This window comes from Streptomyces sp. TG1A-60 (assembly GCF_037201975.1).
GTDB lineage: Bacteria > Actinomycetota > Actinomycetes > Streptomycetales > Streptomycetaceae > Streptomyces.
On sequence record NZ_CP147520.1, the window covers coordinates 3,299,974 to 3,326,698 of the forward strand.

24 protein-coding genes and 1 pseudogene are annotated in these 26,725 nt (G+C 69.9%); 5 read left to right on the forward strand and 20 right to left on the reverse strand.

Translation table 11 applies throughout. The annotated features are described in order from the left end of the window. Window positions 1-3: 3 nt before the first annotated feature. The 12 genes and pseudogenes from nuoL to WBG99_RS13875 all read right to left on the reverse strand — a co-directional run bounded on the left by nuoL (window position 4) and on the right by WBG99_RS13875 (window position 12,874). Entirely contained in the window at window positions 4-1,950 is a 1,947-nt protein-coding gene (gene nuoL / locus WBG99_RS13820; protein ID WP_338896606.1) for an NADH-quinone oxidoreductase subunit L, read from the reverse strand. 15 nt (window positions 1,951-1,965) lie between these two features. Next, window positions 1,966-2,265, reverse strand: coding sequence for an NADH-quinone oxidoreductase subunit NuoK (gene nuoK, locus WBG99_RS13825; RefSeq protein ID WP_005481399.1), 300 nt, complete (start codon window positions 2,263-2,265; stop codon window positions 1,966-1,968). Then, window positions 2,262-3,089 carry an NADH-quinone oxidoreductase subunit J gene (locus WBG99_RS13830; RefSeq protein ID WP_338896607.1) on the reverse strand — a complete coding sequence of 276 codons (828 nt, stop codon included), beginning with the start codon at window positions 3,087-3,089 and terminating at the stop codon, window positions 2,262-2,264. Before WBG99_RS13830 ends, nuoK begins: the two co-directional genes overlap by 4 nt. Then, on the reverse strand, window positions 3,086-3,727 hold the full coding sequence (gene nuoI, locus WBG99_RS13835) for an NADH-quinone oxidoreductase subunit NuoI (protein WP_338896608.1): 642 nt from the start codon (window positions 3,725-3,727) through the stop codon (window positions 3,086-3,088). The genes WBG99_RS13830 and nuoI overlap by 4 nt, the downstream gene beginning before the upstream one ends. Next, window positions 3,720-5,081 (reverse strand): NADH-quinone oxidoreductase subunit NuoH, encoded by a 1,362-nt coding sequence (gene nuoH / locus WBG99_RS13840; protein WP_338896609.1) that lies wholly within the window; start codon window positions 5,079-5,081, stop codon window positions 3,720-3,722. Before nuoH ends, nuoI begins: the two co-directional genes overlap by 8 nt. Continuing rightward, the gene (locus WBG99_RS13845) at window positions 5,078-7,606 is read right to left on the reverse strand and encodes an NADH-quinone oxidoreductase subunit G (RefSeq protein WP_338896610.1); all 2,529 of its coding nucleotides are present in this window, start codon (window positions 7,604-7,606) and stop codon (window positions 5,078-5,080) included. The genes nuoH and WBG99_RS13845 overlap by 4 nt, the downstream gene beginning before the upstream one ends. After that, a pseudogene (nuoF, locus tag WBG99_RS13850) lies at window positions 7,603-8,960 on the reverse strand (NADH-quinone oxidoreductase subunit NuoF). Before nuoF ends, WBG99_RS13845 begins: the two are co-directional and overlap by 4 nt. After that, entirely contained in the window at window positions 8,957-9,820 is an 864-nt protein-coding gene (gene nuoE / locus WBG99_RS13855) for an NADH-quinone oxidoreductase subunit NuoE (RefSeq protein WP_338896611.1), read from the reverse strand. The pseudogene nuoF and the gene nuoE overlap by 4 nt, the downstream one beginning before the upstream one ends. Next, complete coding sequence (locus WBG99_RS13860; protein ID WP_338896612.1) at window positions 9,817-11,133, reverse strand: NADH-quinone oxidoreductase subunit D; 1,317 nt, start codon at window positions 11,131-11,133, stop codon at window positions 9,817-9,819. The genes nuoE and WBG99_RS13860 overlap by 4 nt, the downstream gene beginning before the upstream one ends. Before the next feature lie 55 nt (window positions 11,134-11,188). After that, a complete protein-coding gene (locus tag WBG99_RS13865; RefSeq protein WP_338896613.1) occupies window positions 11,189-11,950 on the reverse strand; it encodes an NADH-quinone oxidoreductase subunit C in 762 nt (253 codons plus the stop codon). Continuing rightward, entirely contained in the window at window positions 11,947-12,501 is a 555-nt protein-coding gene (locus WBG99_RS13870) for an NADH-quinone oxidoreductase subunit B (RefSeq protein WP_043227783.1), read from the reverse strand. Before WBG99_RS13870 ends, WBG99_RS13865 begins: the two co-directional genes overlap by 4 nt. Window positions 12,502-12,514: 13 nt before the next feature. After that, complete coding sequence (locus WBG99_RS13875; protein WP_338896614.1) at window positions 12,515-12,874, reverse strand: NADH-quinone oxidoreductase subunit A; 360 nt, start codon at window positions 12,872-12,874, stop codon at window positions 12,515-12,517. Window positions 12,875-13,589: 715 nt separating this feature from the next. Between WBG99_RS13875 and WBG99_RS13880 the strand changes: the two genes are divergently transcribed. Continuing rightward, window positions 13,590-14,420, forward strand: coding sequence for a C40 family peptidase (locus WBG99_RS13880; RefSeq protein ID WP_338896615.1), 831 nt, complete (start codon window positions 13,590-13,592; stop codon window positions 14,418-14,420). Between the two features lie 220 nt (window positions 14,421-14,640). Here the strand turns inward: WBG99_RS13880 and WBG99_RS13885 are convergent, their stop codons facing one another. Continuing rightward, entirely contained in the window at window positions 14,641-15,933 is a 1,293-nt protein-coding gene (locus WBG99_RS13885) for a geranylgeranyl reductase family protein (protein ID WP_338896616.1), read from the reverse strand. Between the two features lie 193 nt (window positions 15,934-16,126). Between WBG99_RS13885 and WBG99_RS13890 the strand changes: the two genes are divergently transcribed. Further along, on the forward strand, window positions 16,127-16,633 hold the full coding sequence (locus WBG99_RS13890; RefSeq protein WP_338896617.1) for a GNAT family N-acetyltransferase: 507 nt from the start codon (window positions 16,127-16,129) through the stop codon (window positions 16,631-16,633). 54 nt (window positions 16,634-16,687) lie between these two features. Here the strand turns inward: WBG99_RS13890 and WBG99_RS13895 are convergent, their stop codons facing one another. Beyond that, entirely contained in the window at window positions 16,688-17,386 is a 699-nt protein-coding gene (locus WBG99_RS13895; RefSeq protein WP_338896618.1) for a demethylmenaquinone methyltransferase, read from the reverse strand. A 7-nt stretch (window positions 17,387-17,393) separates the two neighbouring features. On the opposite strand from WBG99_RS13895, the gene WBG99_RS13900 reads away from it, so the two are divergent. Continuing rightward, window positions 17,394-17,558: a hypothetical protein gene (locus tag WBG99_RS13900; RefSeq protein WP_338896619.1), complete on the forward strand. Its 165-nt coding sequence runs from the start codon at window positions 17,394-17,396 to the stop codon at window positions 17,556-17,558. Between the two features lie 95 nt (window positions 17,559-17,653). Here the strand turns inward: WBG99_RS13900 and WBG99_RS13905 are convergent, their stop codons facing one another. From WBG99_RS13905 to WBG99_RS13925, 5 genes are all read right to left on the reverse strand, one after another. Beyond that, window positions 17,654-18,103 carry a hypothetical protein gene (locus WBG99_RS13905; RefSeq protein ID WP_338896620.1) on the reverse strand — a complete coding sequence of 150 codons (450 nt, stop codon included), beginning with the start codon at window positions 18,101-18,103 and terminating at the stop codon, window positions 17,654-17,656. A 6-nt stretch (window positions 18,104-18,109) separates the two neighbouring features. Next, window positions 18,110-19,309: a cyclic dehypoxanthinyl futalosine synthase gene (gene mqnC, locus WBG99_RS13910; RefSeq protein WP_338896621.1), complete on the reverse strand. Its 1,200-nt coding sequence runs from the start codon at window positions 19,307-19,309 to the stop codon at window positions 18,110-18,112. Window positions 19,310-19,423: 114 nt separating this feature from the next. After that, window positions 19,424-20,194 carry an A24 family peptidase gene (locus tag WBG99_RS13915; protein ID WP_338896622.1) on the reverse strand — a complete coding sequence of 257 codons (771 nt, stop codon included), beginning with the start codon at window positions 20,192-20,194 and terminating at the stop codon, window positions 19,424-19,426. A gap of 189 nt (window positions 20,195-20,383) precedes the next feature. After that, window positions 20,384-22,285 (reverse strand): serine/threonine-protein kinase, encoded by a 1,902-nt coding sequence (locus WBG99_RS13920; RefSeq protein ID WP_338896623.1) that lies wholly within the window; start codon window positions 22,283-22,285, stop codon window positions 20,384-20,386. Between the two features lie 211 nt (window positions 22,286-22,496). Next, complete coding sequence (locus tag WBG99_RS13925) at window positions 22,497-23,342, reverse strand: menaquinone biosynthesis protein (RefSeq protein WP_338896624.1); 846 nt, start codon at window positions 23,340-23,342, stop codon at window positions 22,497-22,499. A 380-nt stretch (window positions 23,343-23,722) separates the two neighbouring features. Here WBG99_RS13925 and WBG99_RS13930 point away from each other — a divergent pair, with 380 nt between their 5' ends. Beyond that, window positions 23,723-23,926 carry a cold-shock protein gene (locus WBG99_RS13930; RefSeq protein WP_007490911.1) on the forward strand — a complete coding sequence of 68 codons (204 nt, stop codon included), beginning with the start codon at window positions 23,723-23,725 and terminating at the stop codon, window positions 23,924-23,926. 300 nt (window positions 23,927-24,226) lie between these two features. Beyond that, on the forward strand, window positions 24,227-24,751 hold the full coding sequence (locus WBG99_RS13935; RefSeq protein WP_338896625.1) for a GNAT family N-acetyltransferase: 525 nt from the start codon (window positions 24,227-24,229) through the stop codon (window positions 24,749-24,751). Between the two features lie 2 nt (window positions 24,752-24,753). Here WBG99_RS13935 and WBG99_RS13940 read toward each other — a convergent pair whose 3' ends face one another. Beyond that, on the reverse strand, window positions 24,754-26,664 hold the full coding sequence (locus tag WBG99_RS13940; RefSeq protein ID WP_338896626.1) for an AMP-dependent synthetase/ligase: 1,911 nt from the start codon (window positions 26,662-26,664) through the stop codon (window positions 24,754-24,756). Between the last annotated feature and the right edge of the window lie 61 nt (window positions 26,665-26,725).

Here is a 26,725-nt window from a genome sequence, read left to right on the forward strand (position 1 = left end):
GTATCAGACCGCCCTCATCAGCAGGGTCGCGGCGATGAGGATCGCAGCGCCGCCGAACATCGAGACCGCGTACGACCGGGCATAGCCGTTCTGGACGCGGCGCAGCCGCCCGGAGAGGCCGCCCATCGAGGCCGCCGTGCCGTTGACGACACCGTCGACCAGGGTGTGGTCGACGTACACCAGGGAGCGTGTGAGGTGCTCTCCGCCGCGTACGAGGACGACGTGGTTGAAGTCGTCCTGGAGGAGGTCGCGCCGGGCGGCCCGGGTGAGAAGCGATCCGCGCGGGGCGACGACGGGGACGGGACGGCGCCCGTACTGGAGCCAGGCGAGGCCGACGCCGATGACCATGACGGCGACCGTGGAGACCGTGACCGTCAGCGCGCTGACCGGCGGGTGCCCGTGCGCGTGGTCGGTGACGGGCTCCAGCCAGTGGATGAACCGGTCGCCGATGCTGAAGAACGCGCCCCCGAAGACCGATCCGACGGCCAGCACGATCATGGGGATCGTCATGACCTTGGGCGACTCGTGCGGGTGCGGCTCCGCGTGCGCGCCGTGGTGCTCGGCGGCGGGCTCCACGTCCGGCTCCGCCGGGGAGGCGGTGGGCCGGTTCCGCCAGCGTTCCTCGCCGAAGAACGTCATCAGCATCACGCGCGTCATGTAGTACGCGGTGATGGCCGCGCCCAGCAGGGCCACGCCGCCGAGGATCCAGCCCTCGGTGCCGCCCTTGGCGAAGGCCGCTTCGATGATCTTGTCCTTGGAGAAGAAGCCGGACAGGCCGGGGAAGCCGATGATGGCGAGGTAGCCGAGGCCGAAGGTGACGAAGGTGACCGGCATGTACTTGCGGAGGCCACCGTACTTGCGCATGTCGACCTCGTCGTTCATGCCGTGCATGACCGAGCCGGCGCCGAGGAACAGGCCGGCCTTGAAGAAGCCGTGCGTCACCAGGTGCATGATCGCGAAGACGTAGCCGATGGGGCCGAGGCCCGCGGCCAGCACCATGTAGCCGATCTGCGACATCGTCGAGCCGGCGAGGGCCTTCTTGATGTCGTCCTTGGCGCAACCGACGATCGCACCGAAGAGGAGCGTGACCGCGCCGACCACGGTGGTGACGAGCTGTGCGTCCGGGGCGGCGTTGAAGATGTCGGCGGAGCGGACGATGAGGTAGACGCCGGCGGTCACCATGGTCGCGGCGTGGATGAGGGCCGAGACCGGGGTCGGGCCCTCCATCGCGTCCCCGAGCCAGGACTGCAGCGGCACCTGGGCGGACTTGCCGCAGGCGGCGAGCAGCAGCATCAGGGCGATGGCGGTGAGCTTGCCCTCGCTCGTCTCACCGGTGGCCTCCAGGACCGGCCCGAAGGCGAAGGTCCCGAAGGTGGTGAACATCAGCATGATGGCGATGGACAGGCCCACGTCGCCGACGCGGTTGACCAGGAATGCCTTCTTCGCGGCGGTGGCGGCACTGGGCTTGTGCTGCCAGAAGCCGATCAGCAGGTACGAGGCGAGGCCGACGCCCTCCCAGCCGACGTACAGCAGCAGGTAGTTGTCGGCGAGGACGAGCAGCAGCATCGCCGCGAGGAACAGGTTCAGATAGCCGAAGAATCGGCGTCGGCGCTCGTCGTGCTCCATGTACCCGATCGAGTACACATGGATGAGCGAGCCGACGCCGGTGATCAGCAGGACGAACGTCATCGACAGCTGGTCGAGCTGGAAGGCGATGTCCGCCTGGAAGCCCTCGACGGGGATCCAGCTGAACAGGTGCTGTCCGATCTCGCGGCGCTCGGCGTCCTTGCCGAGCATGTCGGCGAAGAGGACGACGCCGATGACGAAGGAGGCGGCGGCGAGGGCCGTGCCGATGAGGTGGCCGGCGGCGTCGAGGCGCCGGCCACCGCACAGCAGGACCGCCGCTCCGAGCAGGGGCGCCGCCACCAGCAGCGCAATCAGGTTCTCCACTGTTCTTCCGACCCCTTACAGCTTCATCAGGCTGGCGTCGTCGACCGAGGCCGAGTGGCGGGACCGGAACAGCGACACGATGATCGCGAGTCCGACCACGACCTCCGCGGCGGCGACGACCATCGTGAAGAAGGCGATGATCTGGCCGTCGAGATTGCCGTGCATCCGGGAGAAGGCGACCAGGGTGAGGTTGCAGGCGTTGAGCATCAGCTCGACGCACATGAACACCACGATCGCGTTCCGCCTGATCAGTACGCCGGTGGCACCGATCGTGAACAGCAGGGCGGCGAGATACAGGTAGTTGACGGGATTCACTTCGATGCCTCCCCGCTCTTCCCGCTGTTCGAGCGCTCCAGGCGGTCCTCGGCGCGCTGCTCCAGGGCCTTGAGGTCGTTCAGCGCCTCGGTCGACACGTCACGGATCTGGCCCCGGTCCCGCAGCGTCTTGCTGACGGTCAGCTCGGACGGGGTGCCGTCGGGCAGCAGACCCGCGATGTCGACCGCGTTGTGCCGGGCGTACACACCGGGAGCCGGCAGGGGCGGCAGGTGCTTGCCCTCGCGTACGCGCTGTTCGGCCAGCTCGCGCTGGGTCTTGGCGCGTTCGGTGCGCTCGCGGTGGGTGAGGACCATGGCGCCGACGGCGGCCGTGATGAGGAGGGCGCCGGTGAGCTCGAAGGCGAAGACGTAGTTGGTGAAGATCAGGGCCGCGAGGCCCTCCACGTTGCCGCCCGAGTTGGCCTGGCCCAGGCCGTTGAACTCCGTGATCGCCGCGTTGCCGATGCCCGCGGTGAGCAGGATGCCGAAGCCGAGGCCGCAGAGGAGGGCCAGCCAGCGCTGGCCCTTGATGGTCTCCTTCAGGGAGTCCGCCGCGGTGACGCCGACGAGCATCACCACGAACAGGAACAGCATCATGATCGCGCCGGTGTAGACGACGATCTGCACGATGCCCAGGAAGTAGGCGCCGTTGGCGAGGTAGAACACCGCCAGGATGACCATGGTGCCGGCGAGGCAGAGCGCGCTGTGCACGGCCTTCTTCATGAAGACGGTGCACAGGGCGCCGATCACCGCGATCGTTCCGAGCACCCAGAACTGGAAGGCCTCACCGGTGGAGGTGGTGTAGGCGGCGAGCTGCTGCGTCATCGGCGGATCACCTTCTCCGACGCCGGCTCGCCCTCGCCGAAGGTGGAGGCGGCCTCCTGGGGCGCCTCGCCCTTGGAGAGGGCCACTTGGGGCTCCGTGCCGGGCGCGGCCTCGGTGACCAGGCCCCGGTAGTAGTCCTGCTCGTCGGTGCCCGGGTAGATGGCGTGGGGTGTGTCGACCATGCCCTCCTCCAGGCCTGCGAGCAGCTGCTCCTTGGTGTAGATGAGGTTGGCGCGGCTGGAGTCGGCCAGCTCGAACTCGTTGGTCATCGTCAGCGCGCGCGTGGGGCACGCCTCGATGCACAGGCCGCACAGGATGCAGCGGGCGTAGTTGATCTGGTAGACGCGGCCGTACCGCTCGCCCGGTGAGTAGCGCTCCTCGTCGGTGTTGTCCGCGCCCTCCACGTAGATCGCGTCGGCGGGACACGCCCAGGCGCACAGCTCGCAGCCGACGCACTTCTCCAGGCCGTCCGGATGGCGGTTGAGCTGGTGCCGACCGTGGAACCGCGGGGCCGTGGTCTTCTGCTGCTCCGGATACTGCTCGGTCAGCCGCTTCTTGAACATGGCCTTGAAGGTCACGCCGAAGCCGGCGACGGGGTTCTGGAAACCCTGCTTGTTCTCTTTCGGCTCCTCAGCCATCGGACGCCTCCCTCCCATTCGAAGATCCGTCACTGTCAGTATCGGACCCACCACTGACAATCAGCTCCCGCTCTCGGCGCGGACGCCTGCGCGGCACCGGCGGGAGGGTCTGTCCGGGCAGGGGCGGTACCGGGAATCCGCCGGCCATCGGGTCGAAGGCGGCCGGTTCGGCAAGCTCTTCCGGTGGCTCGCGCCGGTCGCGGAAGAAGTCCGCGACGAACGAGAGCAACAGCAGGGCGAGGACGGCTCCGCCGACGTAGAGCGCGATCTCGGAGAACGCGTAGTTCTCGTTCCGGAGCATGCGCACGGTCGCGACGAGCATCAGCCAGGTCACCGAGACCGGGATGAGAACCTTCCAGCCGAGCTTCATCAGCTGGTCGTAGCGGACCCGTGGGAGCGTGCCGCGCAGCCAGATGAAGAAGAAGACCAGCAGCTGGAGCTTGACGACGAACCAGAGCATCGGCCACCAGCCGTGGTTCGCGCCCTCCCAGAAGGTGCTGATGGGCCAGGGGGCTCGCCAGCCGCCGAGGAACAGCGTCACCGCGATCATCGACACGGTGACCATGTGGATGTACTCGGCGAGCATGAACATCGCGAACTTGATGGAGCTGTACTCGGTGTTGAAGCCGCCGACCAGGTCGCCCTCGGACTCCGGCATGTCGAAGGGGGCCCGGCTGGACTCGCCCACCATCGTCACCATGTAGATCAGGAACGAGACCGGCAGCAGCAGGACGTACCAGCGTTCCTGCTGGGCTCCGACGATCGCCGAGGTCGACATCGACCCGGAGTAGAGGAACACCGAGGCGAAGGCCACGCCCATGGCGATCTCGTACGAGATGATCTGGGCGCACGAGCGGATGCCCCCGAGCAGCGGGTACGTCGACCCGGAGGACCAGCCGCCCAGGACGAACCCGTACACCCCGAGGGAGCCGATGGCGAGGATGTAGAGCATCGCGATCGGCAGGTCGGTGAGCTGCATCGTGGTGCGCTGGCCGAAGATCGAGATCTCGTTGCCGGCCGGGCCGAAGGGGATCACCGCGATGGCCATGAAGGCCGGGATGGCCGCGAGGATCGGCGCGAGGACGTAGACGACCTTGTCCGCGCGTTTGACGATGACGTCTTCCTTGAGCATCAGCTTGACGCCGTCGGCGAGCGACTGGAGCATGCCCCAGGGGCCGTGCCGGTTGGGGCCGATGCGCAACTGCATCCAGGCGACGACCTTGCGTTCCCACACGATGGAGAACAGCACGGTCAGCATCAGGAAGGCGAAGCAGAACACCGCCTTGACGACGACCAGCCACCAGGGGTCGCGGCCGAACATCGAGAGGTCTTCCGCGGCGAGGTACAAGCTCATGCCTCCACCTCCTCGGGGGACTCGGCGGCGAGCGTCGCGGGGCCGATACGGACGAGTGCGCCGGGCAGCGCCCCGGTGTCGGAGGCGACGCCCGAGCCGGTGGAGTTCAGCGGCAGCCAGACGACGCGGTCGGGCATCTCAGTGATCTGCAGCGGGAGCTCGACGACTCCCGCGGGGCCGGTGACGGCGAGGAGATCACCGGTCTTGACCCCCGCCTCGGCGGCCGTGGCGAGTGACACGCGCGCGCGTGCGGCGTGCCGCGTCCCGGCGAGCGCCTCGTCGCCGTCCTGGAGGCGGCCCTGGTCGAGGAGCAGCCGGTGTCCGGCCAGTACGGCCTCCCCGGCGGCCGGCCTCGGCAGCACGGTCCCGGTCTCCAGCGGCTCACCCGCCTTCGGCCCGTCCCACGCCCCGAGCCGGTCCAGCTCCGCGCGCGTGGTACGCAGATCGGGCAGCCCCAGGTGCACGTCCATGGCGTCGGCCAGCATCTGGAGCACCCGCCCGTCGGTGGGTGCCACCCTGCGGGTCATCTGGTCGGGCTTCAGCGCGGCCTCGAACATCCGCACGCGGCCTTCCCAGTTGACGAAGGTGCCGGTCTTCTCGGCGACCGCGGCGACCGGAAGGACGACGTCGGCGCGCTCGGTGACCTCGCTGGGCCGCAGCTCCAGCGACACCAGGAAGCCCACCGCGGACAGTGCCTCACGGGCGCGTGCCGGATCGGGCAGATCGGCGACCTCCACACCCGCCACCACCAGGGCCCCGAGCTCTCCGGTGGCGGCGGCCTCGACGATCTGCCCGGTGTCCCGGCCGTACCTCGTGGGGAGTGCGGCGACGCCCCAGGCGGCGGCGACCTCCTCACGCGCGCGCGGGTCGGTGGCCGGACGCCCGCCCGGCAGCACCGAGGGCAGAGCACCCGCCTCGACGGCGGCGCGCTCCCCGGCCCGGCGCGGGATCCACACCAGCTGCGCGCCGGTCAGGGACGCGGTCCGTACGGCGGCGGTGAACCCGCCCGCCACGGCCGCGAGCCGCTCTCCGACGACGATCACGGCGCCCTCGGCGCGCAGCGCCTCCGAGGCCTTGGTGCCGTCCTCGTCCAGGCCGAATCCGCTGGCGAGGGCGTCCAGCCACTCGGTCTCGGTGCCGGGCGCGGCGGGCAGCAGCGTCCCGCCGGCCTTCTCCAGACCCCTGGTGGCGTGGGTGGCCAGCGAGAACACCTGCTGCTTGTGCTTGCGCCAGGCCTTGCGCAGCCTCAGGAAGACGCCGGGCGCCTCCTCCTCCGCCTCGAACCCGACCAGCAGGACCGCGGGCGCCTTCTCCAGGGAGGCGTTCGTGACGCCCGTACCGTCGAGGTCGCGTCCACGGCCGGCGACCCGGGCGGCCAGGAAGTCGGCCTCCTCGCCGCTGTGCAGGCGCGCGCGGAAGTCGATGTCGTTCGTGTCGAGGGCCACGCGCGCGAACTTGCTGTACGCGTAGGCGTCCTCGACGGTGAGCCGGCCTCCGGTCAGGACACCGGCCCGGCCGCGCGCGGCGAGGAGCCCCTGGGCGGCGGCCTCCAGGGCCTCCGGCCAGGACGCGGGCTCCAGGACGCCCTCCGCGTTGCGGACGAGCGGGGTGGTCAGCCGGTCCGGCCGCTGCGCGTAACGGAACGCGAACCGCCCCTTGTCGCAGATCCACTCCTCGTTGACGTCGGGGTCGTCGGCGGCGAGCCGCCGCATGACCTTGCCGCGCCGGTGGTCGGTACGCGTGGCGCAGCCGCCGGAGCAGTGCTCGCAGACGGACGGCGAGGAGACGAGGTCGAAGGGGCGGGAGCGGAATCGGTACGCCGCCGAGGTCAGCGCACCCACCGGGCAGATCTGGATGGTGTTCCCGGAGAAGTACGACTCGAAGGGGTCGCCCTCGCCGGTGCCGACCTGCTGGAGCGCGCCCCGCTCGATCAGCTCGATCATCGGGTCGCCCGCGACCTGGTTGGAGAACCGGGTGCAGCGGGCGCACAGCACGCACCGCTCGCGGTCGAGCAGCACCTGTGTGGAGATCGGTACGGGCTTCTCGTACGTGCGCTTCCTGCCTTCGAAGCGGGACTCGGAGTGGCCGTGCGACATGGCCTGGTTCTGCAGCGGGCACTCGCCGCCCTTGTCGCAGACCGGGCAGTCCAGCGGGTGGTTGATGAGCAGGAGCTCCATCACACCCTTCTGGGCCTTCTCGGCGACCGGGGAGGTGAGGTGGGTCTTGACCACCATCCCGTCCGTACAGGTGATCGTGCAGGAGGCCATGGGCTTGCGCTGGCCCTCGACCTCGACGATGCACTGGCGGCAGGCGCCGGCCGGGTCGAGCAGGGGGTGGTCGCAGAACCGGGGGATCTCGATGCCGAGTTGCTCGGCGGCCCGGATGACCAGGGTGCCCTTGGGCACGCTGATGTCGACGCCGTCGATCTCGAGCGAGACGAGATCTTCCGGCGGGACCGCCGCCTCCCCGCCCCCGGAGGGGCGCCGGCCCGCGGCGGAGCCGCTGGTGGATGGCAGTACGGTCATGCGTTCACCTCCGCGTGCTTGTCCTTGTCGGCCCAGGCGGTCGACTTGGCCGGGTCGAAGGGGCAGCCCCGGCCCGTGATGTGGTCCTCGTACTCCGCGCGGAAGTACTTGAGGGAGGAGAAGATCGGCGAGGCGGCGCCGTCGCCGAGGGCGCAGAAGGACTTGCCGTTGATGTTGTCGGCGATGTCGTTCAGCTTGTCGAGATCGCTCATGACGCCCTTGCCGGCCTCGATGTCGCGCAACAACTGGACCAGCCAGTAGGTGCCTTCGCGGCACGGTGTGCACTTGCCGCAGGACTCGTGGGCGTAGAACTCGGTCCAGCGGGTCACGGCCCGCACGACGCAGGTGGTCTCGTCGAAGCACTGGAGTGCTTTCGTGCCGAGCATGGAACCCGCGGCGCCCACTCCTTCGTAGTCAAGAGGGACGTCGAGATGCTCGTCGGTGAACATCGGGGTCGAGGAGCCGCCCGGCGTCCAGAACTTGAGGCGGTGTCCCGGGCGCATTCCGCCGCTCATCTCCAGGAGTTGACGGAGTGTGATGCCGAGCGGCGCCTCGTACTGGCCGGGGCTGGCGACATGGCCGCTGAGCGAGTAGAGCGTGAAGCCGGGAGACTTCTCGCTGCCCATCGACCTGAACCATTCCTTGCCCTTGTGCAGGATGGCGGGAACCGACGCGATCGACTCGACGTTATTCACCACAGTCGGACAGGCGTAGAGGCCTTCCACGGCGGGGAAGGGGGACGCAGCCGCGGTTGACCACGGCGGCCTTCGAGCGAGTCGAGCAGTGCGGTCTCCTCACCACAGATGTACGCGCCCGCGCCCGCGTGCACGGTGAGGTCGAGGTCGAGTCCGCTGCCCATGATGTTCTCGCCGAGGTAGCCCGCCGCGTAGGCCTCACGCACGGCCTCGTGCAACCGCCGCAACACGGGGACGACTTCACCACGCAGATAGATGAAGGCATGCGAAGACCTGATGGCATGGCACGCGATGACCATGCCCTCGATGAGGCTGTGCGGGTTCGCGAAGAGGAGCGGAATGTCCTTGCACGTTCCGGGCTCCGACTCGTCGGCGTTGACAACTAGATAGTGTGGTTTTCCATCACCCTGGGGAATGAACTGCCATTTCATGCCGGTGGGGAATCCCGCGCCGCCACGGCCGCGCAGCCCGGACTCCTTGACGTACGCGATGACGTCGTCCGGTGACATGGCCAGCGCCTTGCGCAGCCCCTCGTACCCCTCGTGCCGTCGGTAGACGTCCAGCGACCACGACTTGTCCTCGTCCCAGAAGGCCGACAGCACGGGTGCGAGCAGCTTCTCCGGGCTGGTGCCCTTCATCTCGGGTGCCAACGTCATCACTCCCCCTCCTCGGCAGCAGGCCCTGCCGGGTGGGCCGGGTCCGAGGCCGACGTGTCCTGCGGCGCGTCGTGCGAGCTGAGGTGCTCGGCGGGTGACGGTTCGTGCACCGTGTCGTGCGGCTCGTCGTGCGGGCCGCCGTCCCGCGGATGGACCACGCGCGCGACTCCGGCCTCTCCCCTGGCCAGGCGGAGGCCGACCAGCGAGGCGGGTCCCGCACCGCCGCTGGCCTCGACGGCCCCCGGCCGCTCGTCGGGGAAGCCGGCGAGGATCCGCGCGGTGTCCTTGAAGGTGCACAGCGGCGCCCCGCGCGTCGGCTCGACCTGCGTTCCGGAGCGCAGGTCGTCGACGAGGCGCTTGGCGCTGTCCACGGTCTGGTTGTCGAAGAACTCCCAGTTGACCATCACGACCGGTGCGAAGTCGCAGGCCGCGTTGCACTCGATGTGCTCCAGCGTGACCTTGCCGTCGTCGGTGGTCTCGCCGTTGCCGACACCGAGGTGGTCCTGGAGCGCCTCGAAGATCGCGTCGCCGCCCATCACCGCGCACAGGGTGTTGGTGCAGACGCCCACCTGGTAGTCACCGCTCGGCTTGCGCCGGTACATGCTGTAGAAGGTGGCGACCGCGGTGACCTCGGCCGTGGTCAGGCCGAGCACGTCGGCGCAGAACCGCATGCCGGTGCGGGTGACATGGCCCTCCTCCGACTGCACGAGATGCAGCAACGGCAGCAGGGCGGACCGGGAGTCCGGGTAGCGGGCGACGACCTGGGCCGCGTCCCGCTCCAGCCGTGCTCGAACGTCGTCCGGGTAGTCGGGCGCGGGCAGTTGGGGCATGCCCAGGCTGACGCCATCGGGGGTGGTGGTCACCGGTCGACGCCTCCCATCACGGGGTCGATGGACGCGACGGCGACGATGACGTCGGCGACCTGGCCGCCCTCGCACATCGCCGCCATGGCCTGCAGGTTGGTGAAGGACGGGTCACGGTAGTGGACCCGGAAGGGGCGGGTGCCTCCGTCGGACACGGCGTGCACCCCGAGTTCGCCCTTGGGCGACTCGACCGCCACGTACGTCTGTCCCGGAGGGACGCGGAAGCCCTCGGTCACCAGCTTGAAGTGGTGGATCAGGGCCTCCATGGAGGTGCCCATGATCTTCTTGATGTGGTCCAGGGAGTTGCCGAGCCCGTCCGGCCCCAGGGCGAGCTGCGCGGGCCAGGCGATCTTCTTGTCGCCGACCATGACCGGGCCGGGCTGCAGCCGGTCCAGGCACTGCTCGACGATCCTGAGGGACTGACGCATCTCTTCGAGGCGGATCAGGAAGCGCCCGTAGGAGTCGCAGGTGTCGGCGGTCGGGACGTCGAAGTCGTACGTCTCGTAGCCGCAGTAGGGCTGTGCCTTGCGCAGGTCGTGCGGGAGGCCGGCGGAGCGGAGGATCGGGCCGGTGGCGCCGAGGGCCATGCAGCCGGCCAGATCGAGGTAGCCGATGTCCTGCATACGCGCCTTGAAGATGGGGTTCCCGGTGGCGAGCTTGTCGTACTCGGGAAGGTTCCTGTCCATCTTCTTCACGAGCTCGCGGATCTGGTCCACCGCGCCGGGCGGCAGGTCCTGGGCGAGTCCGCCGGGCCGGATGTACGCGTGGTTCATCCGCAGGCCGGTGATCAGCTCGAAGATGTCGAGAATGAGTTCACGATCACGGAAGCCGTAGATCATGATCGTGGTGGCGCCCAGCTCCATGCCGCCGGTGGCGATGGCGACCAGATGCGAGGAGAGCCGGTTCAGCTCCATCAGGAGCACGCGCATGATCGTGGCGCGGTCCGGGATCTGGTCCTCGATGCCGAGGAGCTTCTCGACGGCGAGGCAGTACGCCGTCTCGTTGAAGAACGGCGTCAGGTAGTCCATGCGCGTCACGAACGTGGTGCCCTGCGTCCACGTCCGGTACTCGAGGTTCTTCTCGATGCCGGTGTGGAGATAGCCGATGCCGCAGCGGGCCTCGGTGACGGTCTCGCCGTCGATCTCCAGGATGAGCCGGAGCACACCGTGCGTGGACGGGTGCTGGGGGCCCATGTTGACGATGATGCGCTCGTCGTCGGTCTTCGCCGCGGTCTCGGCGACCTCGTCCCAGTCGCCGCCGGTGACCGTGTATACGGTGCCCTCGGTGGTCTCGCGCGGAGTTGCGGTAGTCATTGCGGCCTCCCGAAGGGAGTCGTTGAGGGGCGGTGGTCGGGCGACGGGTGGGCGCTCATGAGTACGACCTCCGCTGGTCCGGAGCCGGGATCTGGGCGCCCTTGTACTCAACGGGGATGCCGCCGAGGGGGTAGTCCTTGCGCTGCGGGAAGCCCTGCCAGTCGTCCGGCATCATGATCCGCGTCAGCGCGGGATGGCCGTCGAAGACGATGCCGAAGAAGTCGTACGTCTCGCGCTCGTGCCAGTCGTTGGTCGGGTAGACGGGGACGAGCGACGGGATGTGCGGGTCGGCGTCGGGGGCGGAGACCTCCAGGCGGATCAGCCGGTTGTGGGTGATCGAGCGCAGGTGGTAGACGGCGTGCAGCTCTCGGCCCTTGTCACCGGGGTAGTGGACGCCGGAGACGCCGGTGCACAGTTCGAAGCGCAGGGCCGGGTCGTCGCGGAGGATCCGGGCGACGTGCGGCAGATGTTCGCGTTCGATGTGGAAGGTGATCTCGTCTCGGTCGACGACGGTCTTGTCGATCACGTTCTCCGGGACGAGGCCCTGTTCCTCCAGGGCGCCCTCCAGTTCGTCGGCGACCTCGTCGAACCAGCCGCCATAGGGGCGGCCGGCCGGGCCGGGGAGCCGGATGGAGCGCACCAGACCGCCGTAGCCGGAGGTGTCGCCGCCGTTGGCGGCGCCGAACATGCCGCGCTGGACGCGGATCTCCTCACCGCCCTCGCCGCGCTGGCCGGGGAGGTTGGAGGCGGAGAGGTCCTGCTCGGGGTTCACCCCGTCCGAGCCGCCCGGACCGTTCGTGCCGTTCGCGTCACTCACCGCAGCAGCCCCTTCATCTCGATGGTGGGGAGCGCCTTGAGTGCGGCTTCCTCGGCCTCGCGGGCCGCTTCCTCCGCGTTCACGCCGAGCTTGGACGTCTGGATCTTCTGGTGGAGTTTGAGGATCGCGTCCACCAGCATCTCCGGCCGTGGCGGGCAGCCCGGCAGATAGATGTCGACCGGGACGATGTGGTCGACGCCCTGGACGATCGCGTAGTTGTTGAACATGCCGCCGGACGACGCGCAGACCCCCATGGAGATCACCCACTTGGGGTTCGGCATCTGGTCATAGACCTGCCGCAGCACCGGCGCCATCTTCTGGCTGACCCGGCCGGCCACGATCATCAGATCCGCCTGACGCGGTGATCCGCGGAACACCTCCATACCGAAGCGCGCCAGGTCGTAGCGCCCCGCGCCCGTGGTCATCATCTCGATGGCGCAGCAGGCGAGGCCGAAGGTGGCAGGGAAGACGGACGCCTTGCGTACCCAGCCCGCGGCCTGCTCGACGGTGGTCAGCAGGAAGCCGCTCGGCAGTTTTTCTTCGAGTCCCATGCTTAAAGGCCCCTCAGTCCCATTCCAGGCCGCCACGCCGCCAGACGTACGCGTAGGCGACGAAGACGGTGAGCACGAAGAGCAGCATCTCCACGAGCCCGAAAACACCCAGGGCGTCGAAGGTGACGGCCCAGGGGTAGAGGAAGACGATCTCGATATCGAAGATGATGAAGAGCATCGCCGTCAGGTAGTACTTGATCGGGAAGCGCCCGCCGCCGGCCGGCGTCGGGGTCGGCTCGATCCCGCACTCGTAGGCCTCGAGTTTGGCCCGGTTGTAGCGCTTCGGACCGATCAGCGTGGCCATGATCACGGAGAAGATCGCAAAGCCTGCCCCGAGGGCTCCCAGTACGAGGATGGGCGCATACGCGTTCACCGCTCCTCGCTCCTCTCAGTCGGCACTGACTGCTGGCGGATTGTGTGGTCTTGCTCTCCCGCCCCACCTGCCCCACGAACCCCGCCCGTTCCGACGAAGATCGCGAACATGTGAAGCAGGTCACAAGCTCAACTGCCTTGCATCCTATGCCTGCCGGTCTGTGATCTGCGACACGGGGTGCGGCAGAGAGTTTGTGATCTCCACCACCTGACGAACGATCATGAAGTCGGATGGGCGACGATCTTCACACGTGAAGCGCCAGACCGATCACGAGAAGCGACATCTTCACTCATCACCCCTGGTCACGAGGGGCATCTCCATATCAAGAGAGTTCTGCTGCATGCAAATTGGTGCGGGGCGGCGTCGCTTGGTAGTGCGCCGCGTTCACGCTCGGGAGGGAGGTCGGACGGCCGAGATGGACGCGTGCGCGCGTTCACGAGCGACGGCGACGCGGCATCCCGCGCGAGACGCGGCCGGATCGGTGACCGTTCCGTGACCTGCGCCACACCAAAGAGAGATCGAATCAGCGGGCCTTGGCCACTCGGCGCAATCAATGGTAAGCACAGGGCAATTCAGACATAATCACGAAAGAACATGATCACGGGCTTGTTCGACCGTGCCCGCAATGCCCGCTACGGCACCAATAAAGAGTGACGCACAGGAAATTCGAGGCCTCCGTTGAACAACTGTGGCGCAGCACACGTTTCTTGAAGGTATGGAGGAGTCGCTGGTACCGCTTGTACCCATGTCCCACACCGCTCACATACGCAGCCACCGGAAACCCCGCCGCAACGCGTCCTCGATCGCGATGCGCGCCGGAGTCGCCGGTGGCGTTCTCAGCACCGTGGCAGTGGCCGGCGCATCGACGTCGGCGTTCGCCGCGGAGCCGGTGACGCAGACGCTCGAACTGCCCACCCTCACGGCCGACCTGGCCACGCAGGCCGCGCAGTCCGCGGACGCCACGCAGGCGATGGCGGCCGACTACCAGTTGCAGGCCGAGCGTGACACGGCTGCCGAAGAGGCGGCCAAGCAGGCCGACAAGGACCTCGCCAAGGCCAAGAAGGAGGAGGCCCGCAAGAAGGCCGCCGCCGAGGCCGAGCGCAAGGCCGCCGCCGAGAGGGCCTCGCGGAACACCGAGCGGACCACCCTCACCACGTCCACCGCGTCGACGGTCACGACTCCGCCCACCGGCGGCAGCGTCGACACGGTCGTCGGCTTCCTCAAGGCGCAGCTCGGCGACGCGTACGTCCTGGGCGCCACGGGCCCCAACGCGTGGGACTGCTCCTCGCTCATCCAGGCCGCGTTCAAGCAGGTCGGCGTGGACCTTCCCCGGGTCTCGCAGGACCAGTCGATGCAGGGCACCGAGGTCTCGCTGTCCAACCTGCAGGTCGGCGACATCCTGTACTGGGGCTCGAAGGGCTCCGCGCACCACGTGGGCGTCTACATCGGGAACGGCCAGTACCTCGACGCGGCGAACCCCTCCAAGGGCGTCGTCATCCAGGATCTCTCCGGCTACCCGGCGACGGGAGCCGTGCGCGTGCTCTGACCCACGCGGTCGCACAGCGCCTTTCGGAGGGCCGCTCCCCTGACCGGGGCAGCGGCCCCCGGGCTGCCCGCAGAAGGGCCCACAGATGGCCCTCAGGGCGCTCTCAGCCCTACCCGCGGGCGCCCGGCAGGCCGAGCCGGGCGCCCGCGGCGGCGGACGAGGCGGGTGCCCGGACGGACGGTAACACCCCGGTCACCCACCGCGTCCTCGCGGGGCGCCCTCACGCCTTCGGCGCCACCTTGCTCAGGCCGTTGATGATGCGGTCCATCGCGTCACCGCCCGTGGGGTCGGTGAGGTTGGCCAGCATCTTCAGCGTGAACTTCATCAGGAGCGGGTGGGTGAGACCCCGCTGCGTGGCGAGCTTCATGACCTTGGGGTTGCCGATGAGCTTCACGAAGGCACGGCCCATCGTGTAGTAGCCGCCGTAGGTGTCCTTGAGGACCTGCGGATAGCGCTGGAGGGCGAGTTCGCGCTGGCCGGGGGTGGCGCGGGCATGGGCCTGCACGATGATGTCCGCGGCGATCTGGCCGGACTCCATGGCGTAGGCGATGCCCTCGCCGTTGAAGGGGTTCACCAGACCGCCGGCGTCGCCGACCAGCAGCAGGCCCTTGGTGTAGTGGGGTTGGCGGTTGAAGGCCATCGGGAGGGCGGCGCCGCGAATGGGGCCCGTCATGTTCTCGGGGGTGTAGCCCCATTCCTGGGGCATCGACGCGCACCAGGCCTTCAGGACCTCGCGCCAGTCCAGCTCCTTGAAGGAGGCGGAGGTGTTGAGGACGCCCAGGCCGACGTTGGACGTGCCGTCTCCCATGCCGAAGATCCAGCCGTACCCCGGCAGGAGACGGTCCTCTCCCGGGCCCCGGCGGTCCCAGAGCTCCAGCCAGGACTCCAGGTAGTCGTCGTCGTGGCGCGGGGAGGTGAAGTACGTACGGACCGCGACGCCCATCGGGCGGTCCTCGCGGCGGTGCAGGCCCATCGCGAGGGAGAGGCGCGTGGAGTTGCCGTCGGCCGCCACCACCAGCGGGGCGTGGAAGGTGACTTCCCGCTTCTCGTCGCCGAGCTTGGCGTGGACACCGGTGATACGGCCCGTGCGGTCGTCGATGACCGGCGCGCCGACGTTGCAGAGCTCGTGCAGCCGGGCGCCGGCCTTCTGGGCCTGGCGGGCGAGCTGCTCGTCGAAGTCGTCGCGCTTGCGGACGAGTCCGTAGTCCGGGTACGAGGCGAGTTCCGGCCAGTCGAGCTGGAGACGGACGCCGCCGCCGATGATCCGCAGGCCCTTGTTGCGGAGCCAGCCGGCCTCCTCGGAGATGTCGATGCCCATCGACACGAGCTGCTTGGTGGCACGGGGCGTGAGGCCGTCACCGCAGACCTTCTCCCTGGGGAAGCTGGTCTTCTCCAGGAGCAGTACGTCGAGCCCGGCCTTCGCCAGGTAGTACGCGGTGGTGGAACCGGCTGGCCCGGCCCCGACGACGATCACATCGGCGGTGTGTTCGGTAAGGGGCTGGGGCTCGGTCACGACGGGGTCTCCCCAAGAAGTAGAAGGATCGAAGCAGAGGTTCGCCGGACGACCAGAGAACCGGACGACCAGAGATCTGGAGAACCAGAGGTCTGGGAACCGAAGATCTGAAAGACCGGAAAACATGTGCCGACAGGCATCGGACATGGGCAGTCTATTCAGCGGTACCGATCACCGGCTGAAGGGCTGCCCTGTGAACCGAGCTCTGCCCGACGTACGGCTGCGCGTCCCCACCGACGAGGACGCCTTCGCCTGGCACCGGATCTTCGACGATCCCGATGTCATGGAGTTCCACGGCGGCAAGTCCGCCGAGCTGTCCGTCTACGAGGAGCTCACCGCGCGCCAGCGGCGCCACGACGCCGAGTTCGGGTTCTGTCTGTGGACCATGCTCGACGAGGAGGGCCGGGCCATCGGCTTCACCGGCGCCCAGCCGTGGCCCCGGGAGTGGGGCCCGGCCGGTGAGATCGAGATCGGCTGGCGGCTCGCCCGCGCTCACTGGGGCAAGGGGTATGTGACGGCTGCCGCGCTGCAGGCCCTGGAGCGGGTGCGGGCGACCGGCGTCGGCAACGTCGTCGCCATGGTCGACGCCCGCAACGAGCGGTCCATCGCCGTCACCCGGCGGCTGGGCATGGAGCTGGCGGAGAAGTACACGACGCCGCTCTCGCGGCAGGTGGGGCACTGCTACCGGCTGGCGCTCTGACGGGGTCGAGGACGCGGCAGGCCCGGCGCCGGCCTCACCAGGTGAACCTGAGCCCTACGGCTGGGCCTTGAACCCTCGGTGCAGGGCGACGACCCCACCCGTGAGGTTCCGCCACGCCACCTTGTCCCAGCCGGCCTTCCGGAGGCGCTCGGCCAGACCCGCCTGGCCGGGCCAGGCGCGGATGGACTCGGCGAGGTAGACGTACGCGTCCGGGTTGGAGGACACCGCGCGGGCGACCGACGGCAGGGCGCGCATCAGGTACTCGGTGTAGACGGTCCGGAAGGGCGTCCACGTCGGGTGGGAGAACTCGCAGATCACGACCCGGCCGCCGGGCTTGGTCACCCGGTACAGCTCGCGCAGCGCGGTGTCGGTGTCCTGCACGTTCCGCAGGCCGAAGGAGATGGTCACCGCGTCGAAGGTGTCGTCCTTGAACGGCAGCTTCGTCGCGTCGCCCGCGGTGAACGGCAGCCAGGAGGTGCGCTCCTTGCCGACCCGGAGCATGCCGAGGGAGAAGTCGCACGGGACGACGTACGCGCCGGTCTGCGCGAAGGGCAGCGAGGAGGTGCCCGTGCCGGCGGCCAGGTCCAGGATCTTCTGCGCGGGGCGGGCGTCCACCGCCCGCGCGACCTCCTTGCGCCAGCGCCGGTCCTGCCCGAGGGACAGCACGTCGTTGGTCAGGTCGTACCGTTTCGCCACTCGGTCGAACATCGAGGCGACTTCGTGCGGCTGCTTGTCCAGGGATGCGCGGGTCACCAGCCCATTGTGGCAGTACGGGCCGGGCGTCCACGCGGCGCCCGCGTACCAGGAGCCGGACGCCCTCGCGGTGGGCGAGGCCGAGGAACCCGCCGAGGCGGACGGCGCGGTGCTCGACTCGGCCGACGACAAGGCCGACCGCGGTGACCTCGGACGGGGGTGTCGGGGGTGAGCCGGATCTTGTCGGCGCCGGCGATCGTCAGGCCGGTGCCGAGGCGGCCGTGCACGTCCGGCTCGCATCGACGTGGGTCAGCCGGGCGGTCGCTCTCAGCGGCGGCGGTGCACCAGGCGGCCCGCGCACACCGTCGCGACGCACCTGCCGGAGTCGTCGAAGACGGCGAGGTCGGCGCGGCCGGTGTCGGTGATCGCCGGGGGGCGGGTGCGGGGGAGCACGACCACGTCGTTCCGCTGTGCGGCGGCGCGGAGTTCGGGGGTGTCCGCGTGCCCCGCCAGGACCGCGACCGCGCCCGACTTCAGCACCGCGTGAATGCGCTCACGGGGTGTCGGCGCGTCCGGGAGCGGGCCTTCATGGACGCGGGCGGGCCCGAGAACACCGGGCCACCGCCGCACGCGGGCGTCCGGGAACCGCTGCTGGACCTCCGCCAGCGGTCCCACGGCACACACCCGGCTGCCGTCCACGGCGACGGCACCGTCCTCGACCGGCTCCGGGTCGTCCCACGTGTGCCGCACCTCGTCGGCGGCGTGAATGGTCAGCACGTCGGGCTAGTTGGCGCTCAGCAGCTTCAGTTCGGGGTGGGCGGTGCCGCCCTCGATGGCCGTGGAGGAGATGTGGGACATGACGCGCTCGTCGACGGGATCGTCCGCCGGGTCGTCGTGGACGACGATGTGCTCGTACGTCGTCGTCCGCTGGGCGGGGACGCGGCCCGCCCTGCGGATCAGGTCGATGATCTCCATGCGGTTGGAGCGGTGCTTGGCGCCGGCGGAGGAGACGACGTTCTCCTCCAGCATGATCGAGCCGAGGTCGTCCGCGCCGTAGTGCAGGGAGAGCTGGCCGATCTCCTTGCCGGTGGTGAGCCAGGAGCCCTGGATGTGGGCGATGTTGTCCATGAAGAGCCGGGCGATGGCGATCATGCGCAGGTACTCGAAGAGCGTGGCCTGCGTACGGCCCTTGAGGTGGTTGTTCTCGGGCTGGTAGGTGTACGGGATGAAGGCCCGGAAGCCGCCCGTCCGGTCCTGGACCTCACGGATCATCCGCAGGTGCTCGATGCGCTCGGCATTGGTCTCGCCGGTGCCCATGAGCATGGTGGACGTGGACTCGACGCCCAGGTTGTGGGCGATCTCCATGATCTCCAGCCAGCGCTCGCCGGACTCCTTGAGGGGCGCGATGGCCTTGCGGGGGCGCGCGGGGAGCAACTCCGCGCCGGCGCCCGCGAAGGAGTCGAGACCGGCCGCGTGGATACGCGTGATCGCCTCCTCCACGTCCACCTTCGAGATACGGGCCATGTGCTCGACCTCGGACGCGCCGAGGGAGTGGATGACCAACTGCGGGAACGCCTTCTTGATGGCGGCGAAATGCTCCTCGTAGTACTCCACCCCGTAGTCCGGGTGGTGCCCGCCCTGGAACATGATCTGCGTGCCGCCCAGCTCGACGGTCTCCGCGCAGCGGCGCAGAATGTCGTCGAGGTCACGCGTCCAGCCCTTGTCCTTGGCCTTCGGCGGGGCGTAGAACGCGCAGAACCTGCATGCCGTCACGCAGACGTTCGTGTAGTTGATGTTCCGCTCGATGATGTACGTGGCGATGTGCTCCGTGCCCGCGTACCGCCGTCGGCGCACGGCGTCGGCGGCGGCGCCGAGCGCGTGCAGCGGCGCGTCGCGGTACAGCTCCAGCGCCTCCTCCGGCGTGATCCGCCCACCCTCGGCGGCACGGTCGAGAACGGACTGGAGATCGGCCTTCTCGGTCACCGGGGGCGTCCCTTTCGTAAGGGTTGAACGGACCGGGCCAGCCTACGCCAGGGGCGGGACCGGCCGACGTCAGCCCTTCCGCCTGTGGACAACTCCGGGGGCGGGAGGTCCGCTTCAGGCCGCGTACGCCTCCAGCAGCAGTCCGACGTACGCTCCCGCGATCATGAACGGGCCCAGGGCGACCAGCTGTCCGCGTACGGCGCGGCCCCGGGCCGCCAGGACCAGGGTGTACCCGCTGCCGATGAGCGCGCCGGCGAACGTGCCGAGATACAGGGCGCCCCAGCCGTACCAGCCGAGGGCGGCGCCGAGGCCCAGGGCCAGCTTCACGTCGCCGAAGCCGAGGGCCACGGGTCTGATGAGGAAGAAGAGGAAGTAGAGGCCGCCGAGGGCGAGCGCGCCGTATGCCGCCGTGCGCCACTGTCCCGCGTGCTCGGGCACGAGTGCCGCCACGCCCAGCAGGGTGAGGGCCAGGGCCGCGAACGGCAGGGTCAGGGGGTCCGGGAGCCGTTGTGCCTTCACGTCCACGAGGGTGAGGAGCACGCCGAGCGGCGCGAGGAGCAGCCATACGCCGAGTTCGGGGCGGGGGCCGGTGGCCAGGGCGAGGGTGGCGCAGACGAGGGCGGTCGCGGTGGCGACGGTGCGGGTGCGAGGGCCGTATGCGCAGGTGGGTGAGGTGGCCGGAGGGCCGGGTTTCGTGCAGCGGGCCGGGCCCAGCCAGCCGCTCGCGACGCCGGTGATGCGGTGACCGGCGGGGCACTCCTGCTGCCAGGGGGATTCCTCGTCGACCGTGAGGCGGTAGGCGGGGCGGGGGAGGAGGGTGCCTGTGACCGCGCCCCACAGGGCGGCGGTCGCGGTCAGTGCGATCAGCCAGGGGTCGGGGTCCACGGGGGCAGCCTATGGCTTTCGCCCCTGCCGCCCCTACCCGTCCCCTCCTCCAGGGCTGCACCCTTCGACCCCCCTTGGCGCCTGAGAGCTCGGGGGTTGGAGTGTGTTGGCGGGTGCGGGTTCGCTGCGGTTGATCGCGCGGTTACCCGCGCCCCTGAGAAGCAGGAGCCGCGCTGCTGTGGTTGGCTCCTACTTCACCTTCGCCAGCCGTGCCGTCGGGTCGCCCGCGTCGGCGTTGTCCGACTCGTACTGGAGCTCTTCGCCGACCGGGGTGAGGGTGATGTCGTGGGTGTTCGTGGTACAGGTCTTGGGGTTGTTCTTCGTATCGGCGATGCTCGTGGCGAGGAGGTGGTCCCCGGTGACCTCCTTGAGGACGAGCCTGTCGTCGCAGGCGCCGCCCAGGAGGTCGACGGAGCGGAAGGTGCCCAACGGGTCGCCCACCGCCGCCTGTTCGAGGGTGATCCGGAACGTGCCGGCGGGGAGGTTGCCGTCGAGGGCGTAGGCGTCGCCCTCCCACGTCCCTATGTACTTCCCGGGTACGGCGCCCTTGGACCCGCCCGGCGGCTCCGAGTCCTGGTCTCCGCCGGTCGCGCTACTGCTCGCGGTCGGTGCCGGGCCTGCCGCGTCGTCGTCGCTGTCGTCGTCGGTCCTGAGGATGCCGAACCCGAAGACCGCGCCCACGCTCACCACGGCGATGACACCCGCGACGGCCAGGGCGATCGAACAACTCACCCTCCGGCCGCGCCCGTCCGCCCCGGTCGTGGAAGCCGCCGCCACGCTCAGGGACACCCTGCCCGGCGCCGGCTGTGAAGAGGGCGGCGCCGTGTCCGCCACCGCCGCGTCGCCCCGCTGTCCCGGCACATGAGTGACCGGCGGCCGCGCCGGCATCATCGGTGGCGGACCGAACCCTCCACTCGCGGCGGGGGCTCCGACCGGCGCCCCAGCCACGGCAGCCGGCCCGGCCACGTCGGCAGCCCCTGCCACAGCAGCGGCCCCGCCGGTGCCAGCAACGTCGGCGGCCCCAGGCACACCAGCAGCCCCGCTGGACCCAACAACCCCGGCGGCCCCAAGCACACCACCGGACCCAGCAGCGTCAGCACCGGCGGCCCCAACCGCCCCAGTCGTCTCCGATCCCGTCGGGCTGCCCGACACCGACGGGCTGCTGAATCCCACCGGCCCCGAAGGGACCTCCTCCACCGCCTCCAGGTTGAGCAGCTGCACAGCGCTCCGGCCGACCTGCTCCACCAACGGCCCCGGCAGCCAGCCCGCCGCCACGAGGCGGGCCGCGCCCTCGGGGGCCAGGGTGCGGGCGACCTCGTCGGGGGCGGGGCGGCTGACGGGGTTTTTCGACAGGCAGCGTTCGACCAGGTCCCGCAGGTCACCGTCGAGGCCGTCCAGTCGGGGCTCCTCGTGGACGACCTTGTACAGGAGGGCGGCGGAGGAGTCACCGGGGAAGGGGGACCGGCCGGTGGCGGCGTAGGCGAGGACCGCGCCGAGGGAGAAGATGTCCGCCGCGCCGGTGACACCCCTGCCGAGGATCTGCTCGGGGGACATGTAGCCGGGGGAGCCGATCGAGACGCCGGTCGACGTCAGGGACGCCGTGCCGTCCGTGGCGCGGGCGATGCCGAAGTCGATGAGGAGGGGGCCGTCCACGGTCAGCAGCACGTTCGACGGCTTCACGTCCCGGTGGACCAGGCCCAGCGCGTGCACCGCGGAGAGCGCCTCCGCGAGGCCCGCGCCCAGGCCCCGTACCGAGTGCGGGGGCAGGGCACCGGCGTCCGTGACGGCCGCGGCGAGCGAGGGGCCGGCCGCGTAGCCCGTGGCGACCCAGGGGACCGGGGCTTCCGGGTCCGCGTCGAGGACGGGGGCCGTCCAGGCTCCGCCCACGCGTCCGGCCGCCTCGACCTCGCGCCGGAAGCGGGCGCGGAACTCCTCGTCCAGCGCGAAGTGCGGGTGCACGACCTTGACGGCGACGGTACGGCCGCCCGCGCTGCGCCCCAGATAGACCCGGCCCATCCCGCCGGACCCGAGCCGGCCGAGCAGCCGGTAGGGCCCCACGACCGTGGGCTCGCCGACACCGAGCGGCTGCATGGCGACACCTCCCCCGTACGCGTCCCGTACGCCACCCCGTACGGGCTCTCCACGACTCCCCAGCAGCGTAGTGCCGTACGCCCGAATGGCATTGCGGGTGCGGACGCCGGCCCCACGGAACGCGGAATTCGTCAAATGAATTCCGGGCCGTTCATGGGGAGGGGATTCCTCGGGACTTCCTGGGGCCTACTGGGACTTTCCCGGGGAACGCTCAGGAAAGCAGGTCGACCCGCACGTCCGCCGGAAATCCCGTGGTCGGTCCGACGCGCCGCGCGAACTCGGCGACCGCCGCCAGCTGGGGGCCGCCGAAGCGGAAGTCGAGGGTGGTGAAGTACCGCTCCAGGATCCGCTCGTCGAAGGCCTCCCAGCGGGCCGCCTGCTCGGCGACCTTGTCCACCTCGACCAGGGACAGGTCACGGGAGGCCAGGAACGCCTTGTGGACCTTGCGGGTGACGTCCGGGTTCCGCTCCAGGTAGTCCCGCCGCGCCGCCCAGACCGCGAAGACGAACGGCAGCCCCGTCCACGCCTTCCACATGGCTCCCAGGTCGTGCACGTCGAGCCCGTACCTGGGGCCGTCGATGAGGTTGGCCCGCAGCGCCGCGTCACCGATGAGCACCGCCGCCTCCGCCTCCTGCATCATCAGCGAGAGGTCGGGCGGGCAGGTGTAGTACGACGGCTGAACGCCCACGGCCTCGGCCAGCAGCAACTGCGCGAGGCGTACGGAGGTGCGCGAGGTCGAGCCGAGCGCGACGCGTGCGCCGTCCAGACGGTCGAGGGGCACCTGGGAGACGAGGACGCAGGACATCACCGGCCCGTCGCAGCCGACCGCGATGTCGGGGAAGGCGACCAGGTCGTCAGCGTTGCGGAGGAACTCGACGAGCGTGACGGGCCCGATGTCGAGGTCTCCGCGCACCAGCTGCTCGCTGAGCCTTTCCGGAGTGTCCTTGGTGAGCTCGAAGTCGAGGAGTGTGCCCGTTCTCGCGAGCCCCCAGTACAGGGGCAGGCAGTTCAGGAACTGGATGTGGCCGACGCGCGGCCGGGTGCGAGAATTGTCCACATCGTGAGGCTAGCCCTCATGGGGTACGGTGCGGGCTCCGGGGCCGCGAGAGGCCCGCGCAACCGGATGCGCACCCCGTGTCAACCCTTTCGACGGCGTGTCGTCAGTGAGGCCGATGGGGAAGTGGAGGCGATACGTCAACCCGAGGCCCGAGCGGCTCAAACATCCGGGTGACGTGATCTTGCCCTCTATTGCATTCCCCTGCCCGCATGCTAGGCTCGCCCGCAAGTTGCAGTTTGGTTTCCCTTGCAGTACAGAGCCTGCGGAGCATGTAACCGCGGGCTCTCGTCGTTTTCAGACGTATGCAGTTGTGCGGCATCTTGTTTTCACACTTGCAGGGTTCTGGAGCAGGGCAAACCCTTTGGGCCCAAGGAGGGCTTATGGCTACCGGAACCGTGAAGTGGTTCAACGCCGAAAAGGGCTTTGGCTTCATCGCCCAGGAAGGTGGCGGTCCGGACGTGTTCGTCCACTACTCCGCCATCAACGCGAACGGCTTCCGTTCGCTGGAGGAGAACCAGCAGGTCTCCTTCGATGTGACGCAGGGCCCGAAGGGCCCGCAGGCGGAGAACGTCACCCCCGTCTGATCCGAGGGATGCCCCTCTGAACGACGTCTGAGAGCAGTACCCAAGGAGCCCCTTGCCATCCGGCGCAGGGGCTCCTGCCTTTTTCCGGTGCTGCCGCCGCTCGTGGCGTACGCGGGGGCGGGCACTTCGCCGCGGCGGCCACGGGGCTGCCGCGCAACACCCGCACGGCGACACCGGCCACGGGCGCGCCCCGACGGGGGGCCGGTGACGTCGCCGGGGCCCCACCGGGCCTCACGTCCCCCTCTCCCTCGCCGCCTGGACCGCCTTCCTCGCGGGCCGGGGAGCTCGTACCCTGCCCGCATGATCAGTTTTGGGCTGTTGGACGGCGCGGGGCGACACGTCGCCCTGCACGACGTGGACGACGAGAACTGGCGGGCCGTAGCGGACGTCGCTCCGCGGGACGACCAGCGGCGGTTCGCTCCCGCGCTGGCCGCTCGTTACCTGGTTCTGTCCCTGCGGGAGGGCGTATGGAACTCACTCGCGGTGTGCGCCGACGACACCGTGGTGGGGCATGTCATGTGGGGGCGCGACGAGGACGGTTCGTACTGGATCGGCGGCATGCTGATCGACGCCGCCGAGCAGGGCAAGGGGGTCGGGCGGGCGGTGGCGCGAACCCTGGTGCGATGGCTGGCGGACCGTGCGGACTGTGAGGTCCTGCGCCTGTCGTACCACCCGGAGAACACCGCAGCCGAGCGCCTGTACTCCTCGCTGGGATTCCGGCCGGTGTCCGCCGTCGAGGGGGACGAGGTGGTCGGCGAAGTGCCGGCGAAGGCGGTCGGCGGTGTGGTGGGCCTCGGGGAGGATGGCCCCGCGGCGGGCCGGTAGCGCTACTGCTTGTACAGCGCCTCGATCTCCGCCCCGAACGCACGCTCCACGGCCTCCCGGCGCAGCTTCATCGACGGGGTCAGGTGGCCCGCCTCCTCCGTGAAGCCGCCGGGGACGACGGTGAAGCGGCGGATGGATTCCGGGCGGGAGACCAGGCGGTTCGCCTCGTCGACCGCTCGCTGCAGGACCGCCCTCAAGTCCGGGTCCTCGGCGAGGTGTTCGAGGGGGACGTCCTGCTTGGCGTTCATCTGGGACCAGTGGGTGGTGCCTTCGGGGTCGAGGGTGAGGAGGGCGGTGACGTAGGGGCGACGGTCGCCGATGACCATGGCGTGGGCGATGAGGGGGTGGGAGCGGAGCCAGTTCTCCAGGGGGGCCGGGGCCACGTTCTTGCCGCTGTCGGTGACGAGGATCTCCTTCTTGCGGCCGGTGATCGTGAGGTAGCCCTCGTCGTCGAGGTGGCCCAGGTCGGCCGTGGCGAACCAGCCGTCCGGGCCCGCCGCGACGACGCCTCCGGCCTGGGGGTCCCAGTAGCCACGGAAGATCTGGCCGCCGTGGAGAAGGACCTCGCCGTCCGCGGCGATACGGACCCGGGTGCCGGGGAGGGGCCGGCCGACCGTGCCCAGGCGGGGGCGGTTCGGTGGGGTGACGGTCACGGCGGCGGTCGTCTCCGTCATGCCGTAGCCCTCGAAGACGTCGATGCCCGCGCCCGCGTAGAAGGCCGCCAGGCGGCGGCCGAGGGGGCTGCCGCCGCAGATGACCTGGCGGACTCTCCCGCCCAGCGCGTGGCGGATGCGGCGGTAGACCAAGGGGTCGTAGAAGCCGCGGGCCGCCTTGAGGAAGGTGCTCGGGCCGGGGCCGGTGCCGTGCTGTTCGGCCTCCACGGCCTCGCCGTAGCGGCGGGCCACGGCGGAGGCACGGTCGTACGACGAGGCGCGGCCCATGCGTTCGGCGGAGGCGCGGGCCGTGTTGAAGACCTTCTCCAGGACGTAGGGGATGACCAGCAGGAACGTAGGGCGGAAGGACTTGAGGTCGGCCAGCAGGTCCTCCGTGCGGAAGCTCGGCGAGTGGCCAAGGCGGACCCTCGCCCGCATACAGCCGATCGCCACCATGCGCCCGAAGACATGGGCGAGCGGGAGGAAGAGGAGGGTGGAGGCCTCCTCGTCCGTCTGCGCGCGGAAGATGGGATAGAGGAGGTCGATCGCGTTGTCGACCTCGGCGAAGAAGTTGCCGTGGGTCAGGGCGCAGCCCTTGGGGCGGCCGGTCGTGCCCGAGGTGTAGATGAGGGTCGCCAGGGTGTCCGGGCCCAGCACCCCACGCCGTACGGCCACTTCCTGGTCGGACACGTCCCGGCCCAGCTCGGCGAGCCGGTCCAGATGACCCTTCTCGAAGACCCACATGTGCCGCAGGTCGGGGATGCGGTCGCGTTCGGGGCCGAGGGCGGCGGCCTGGCCGGCCGTCTCCACGGCGAGGGCCACCGCGCCCGAGTCCTGGAGGATCCAGCGGGTCTGGAAGACGGAGGAGGTCGGGTAGACGGGGACCGTCACCAGGCCCGCCGCCCAGGCCGCGAAGTCGAGAAGCGTCCACTCGTACGTCGTCCGCGCCATGATCGCGAGGCGGTCGCCCGGCATCAGGCCCTCGGCGATCAGGCCCTTCGCCAGCGCGAGCACCTCGGCGGCGAACTCGGCGGCCGTCACGTCCCGCCACCGGTCGCCCTCCCCGTCCGCACCACCGTGCTTGCGGCTGAGAACCACCGAGTCGGGGGCGTCGGCCGCGTTGTCGAACGGGATGTCCGCGAGCGATCCGTAGGTCACGGGCGCGGCGAGCGCCGGCACGTACGCCTCTCGCACGGTGCCGTCCAGCCGCTTCAGCTCGGGTGCCACCAGGGCGGGCTGGGTGCGTTCGAGGCTGGACACGGGCGGCTCCTGGGCGTTCGGTGTGCCCGGATCGTACGGGGCCCTTGTGTGAGGTTGGTGT

What these genes read in the sequence shown, in the direction of transcription:
- WBG99_RS13830 (WP_338896607.1), bottom strand. Translation starts at nt 3,089, where the DNA reads ATGACGCAGCAGCTCGCCGCCTACACCACCTCCACCGGTGAGGCCTTC.
- nuoI (WP_338896608.1), bottom strand. Translation starts at nt 3,727, where the DNA reads ATGGCTGAGGAGCCGAAAGAGAACAAGCAGGGTTTCCAGAACCCCGTC.
- nuoH (WP_338896609.1), bottom strand. Translation starts at nt 5,081, where the DNA reads ATGAGCTTGTACCTCGCCGCGGAAGACCTCTCGATGTTCGGCCGCGAC.
- WBG99_RS13845 (WP_338896610.1), bottom strand. Translation starts at nt 7,606, where the DNA reads ATGACCGTACTGCCATCCACCAGCGGCTCCGCCGCGGGCCGGCGCCCC.
- WBG99_RS13860 (WP_338896612.1), bottom strand. Translation starts at nt 11,133, where the DNA reads ATGACTACCGCAACTCCGCGCGAGACCACCGAGGGCACCGTATACACG.
- WBG99_RS13870 (WP_043227783.1), bottom strand. Translation starts at nt 12,501, where the DNA reads ATGGGACTCGAAGAAAAACTGCCGAGCGGCTTCCTGCTGACCACCGTC.
- WBG99_RS13880 (WP_338896615.1), top strand. Translation starts at nt 13,590, where the DNA reads ATGGAGGAGTCGCTGGTACCGCTTGTACCCATGTCCCACACCGCTCAC.
- WBG99_RS13920 (WP_338896623.1), bottom strand. Translation starts at nt 22,285, where the DNA reads ATGCAGCCGCTCGGTGTCGGCGAGCCCACGGTCGTGGGGCCCTACCGG.
- WBG99_RS13930 (WP_007490911.1), top strand. Translation starts at nt 23,723, where the DNA reads ATGGCTACCGGAACCGTGAAGTGGTTCAACGCCGAAAAGGGCTTTGGC.
- WBG99_RS13935 (WP_338896625.1), top strand. Translation starts at nt 24,227, where the DNA reads ATGATCAGTTTTGGGCTGTTGGACGGCGCGGGGCGACACGTCGCCCTG.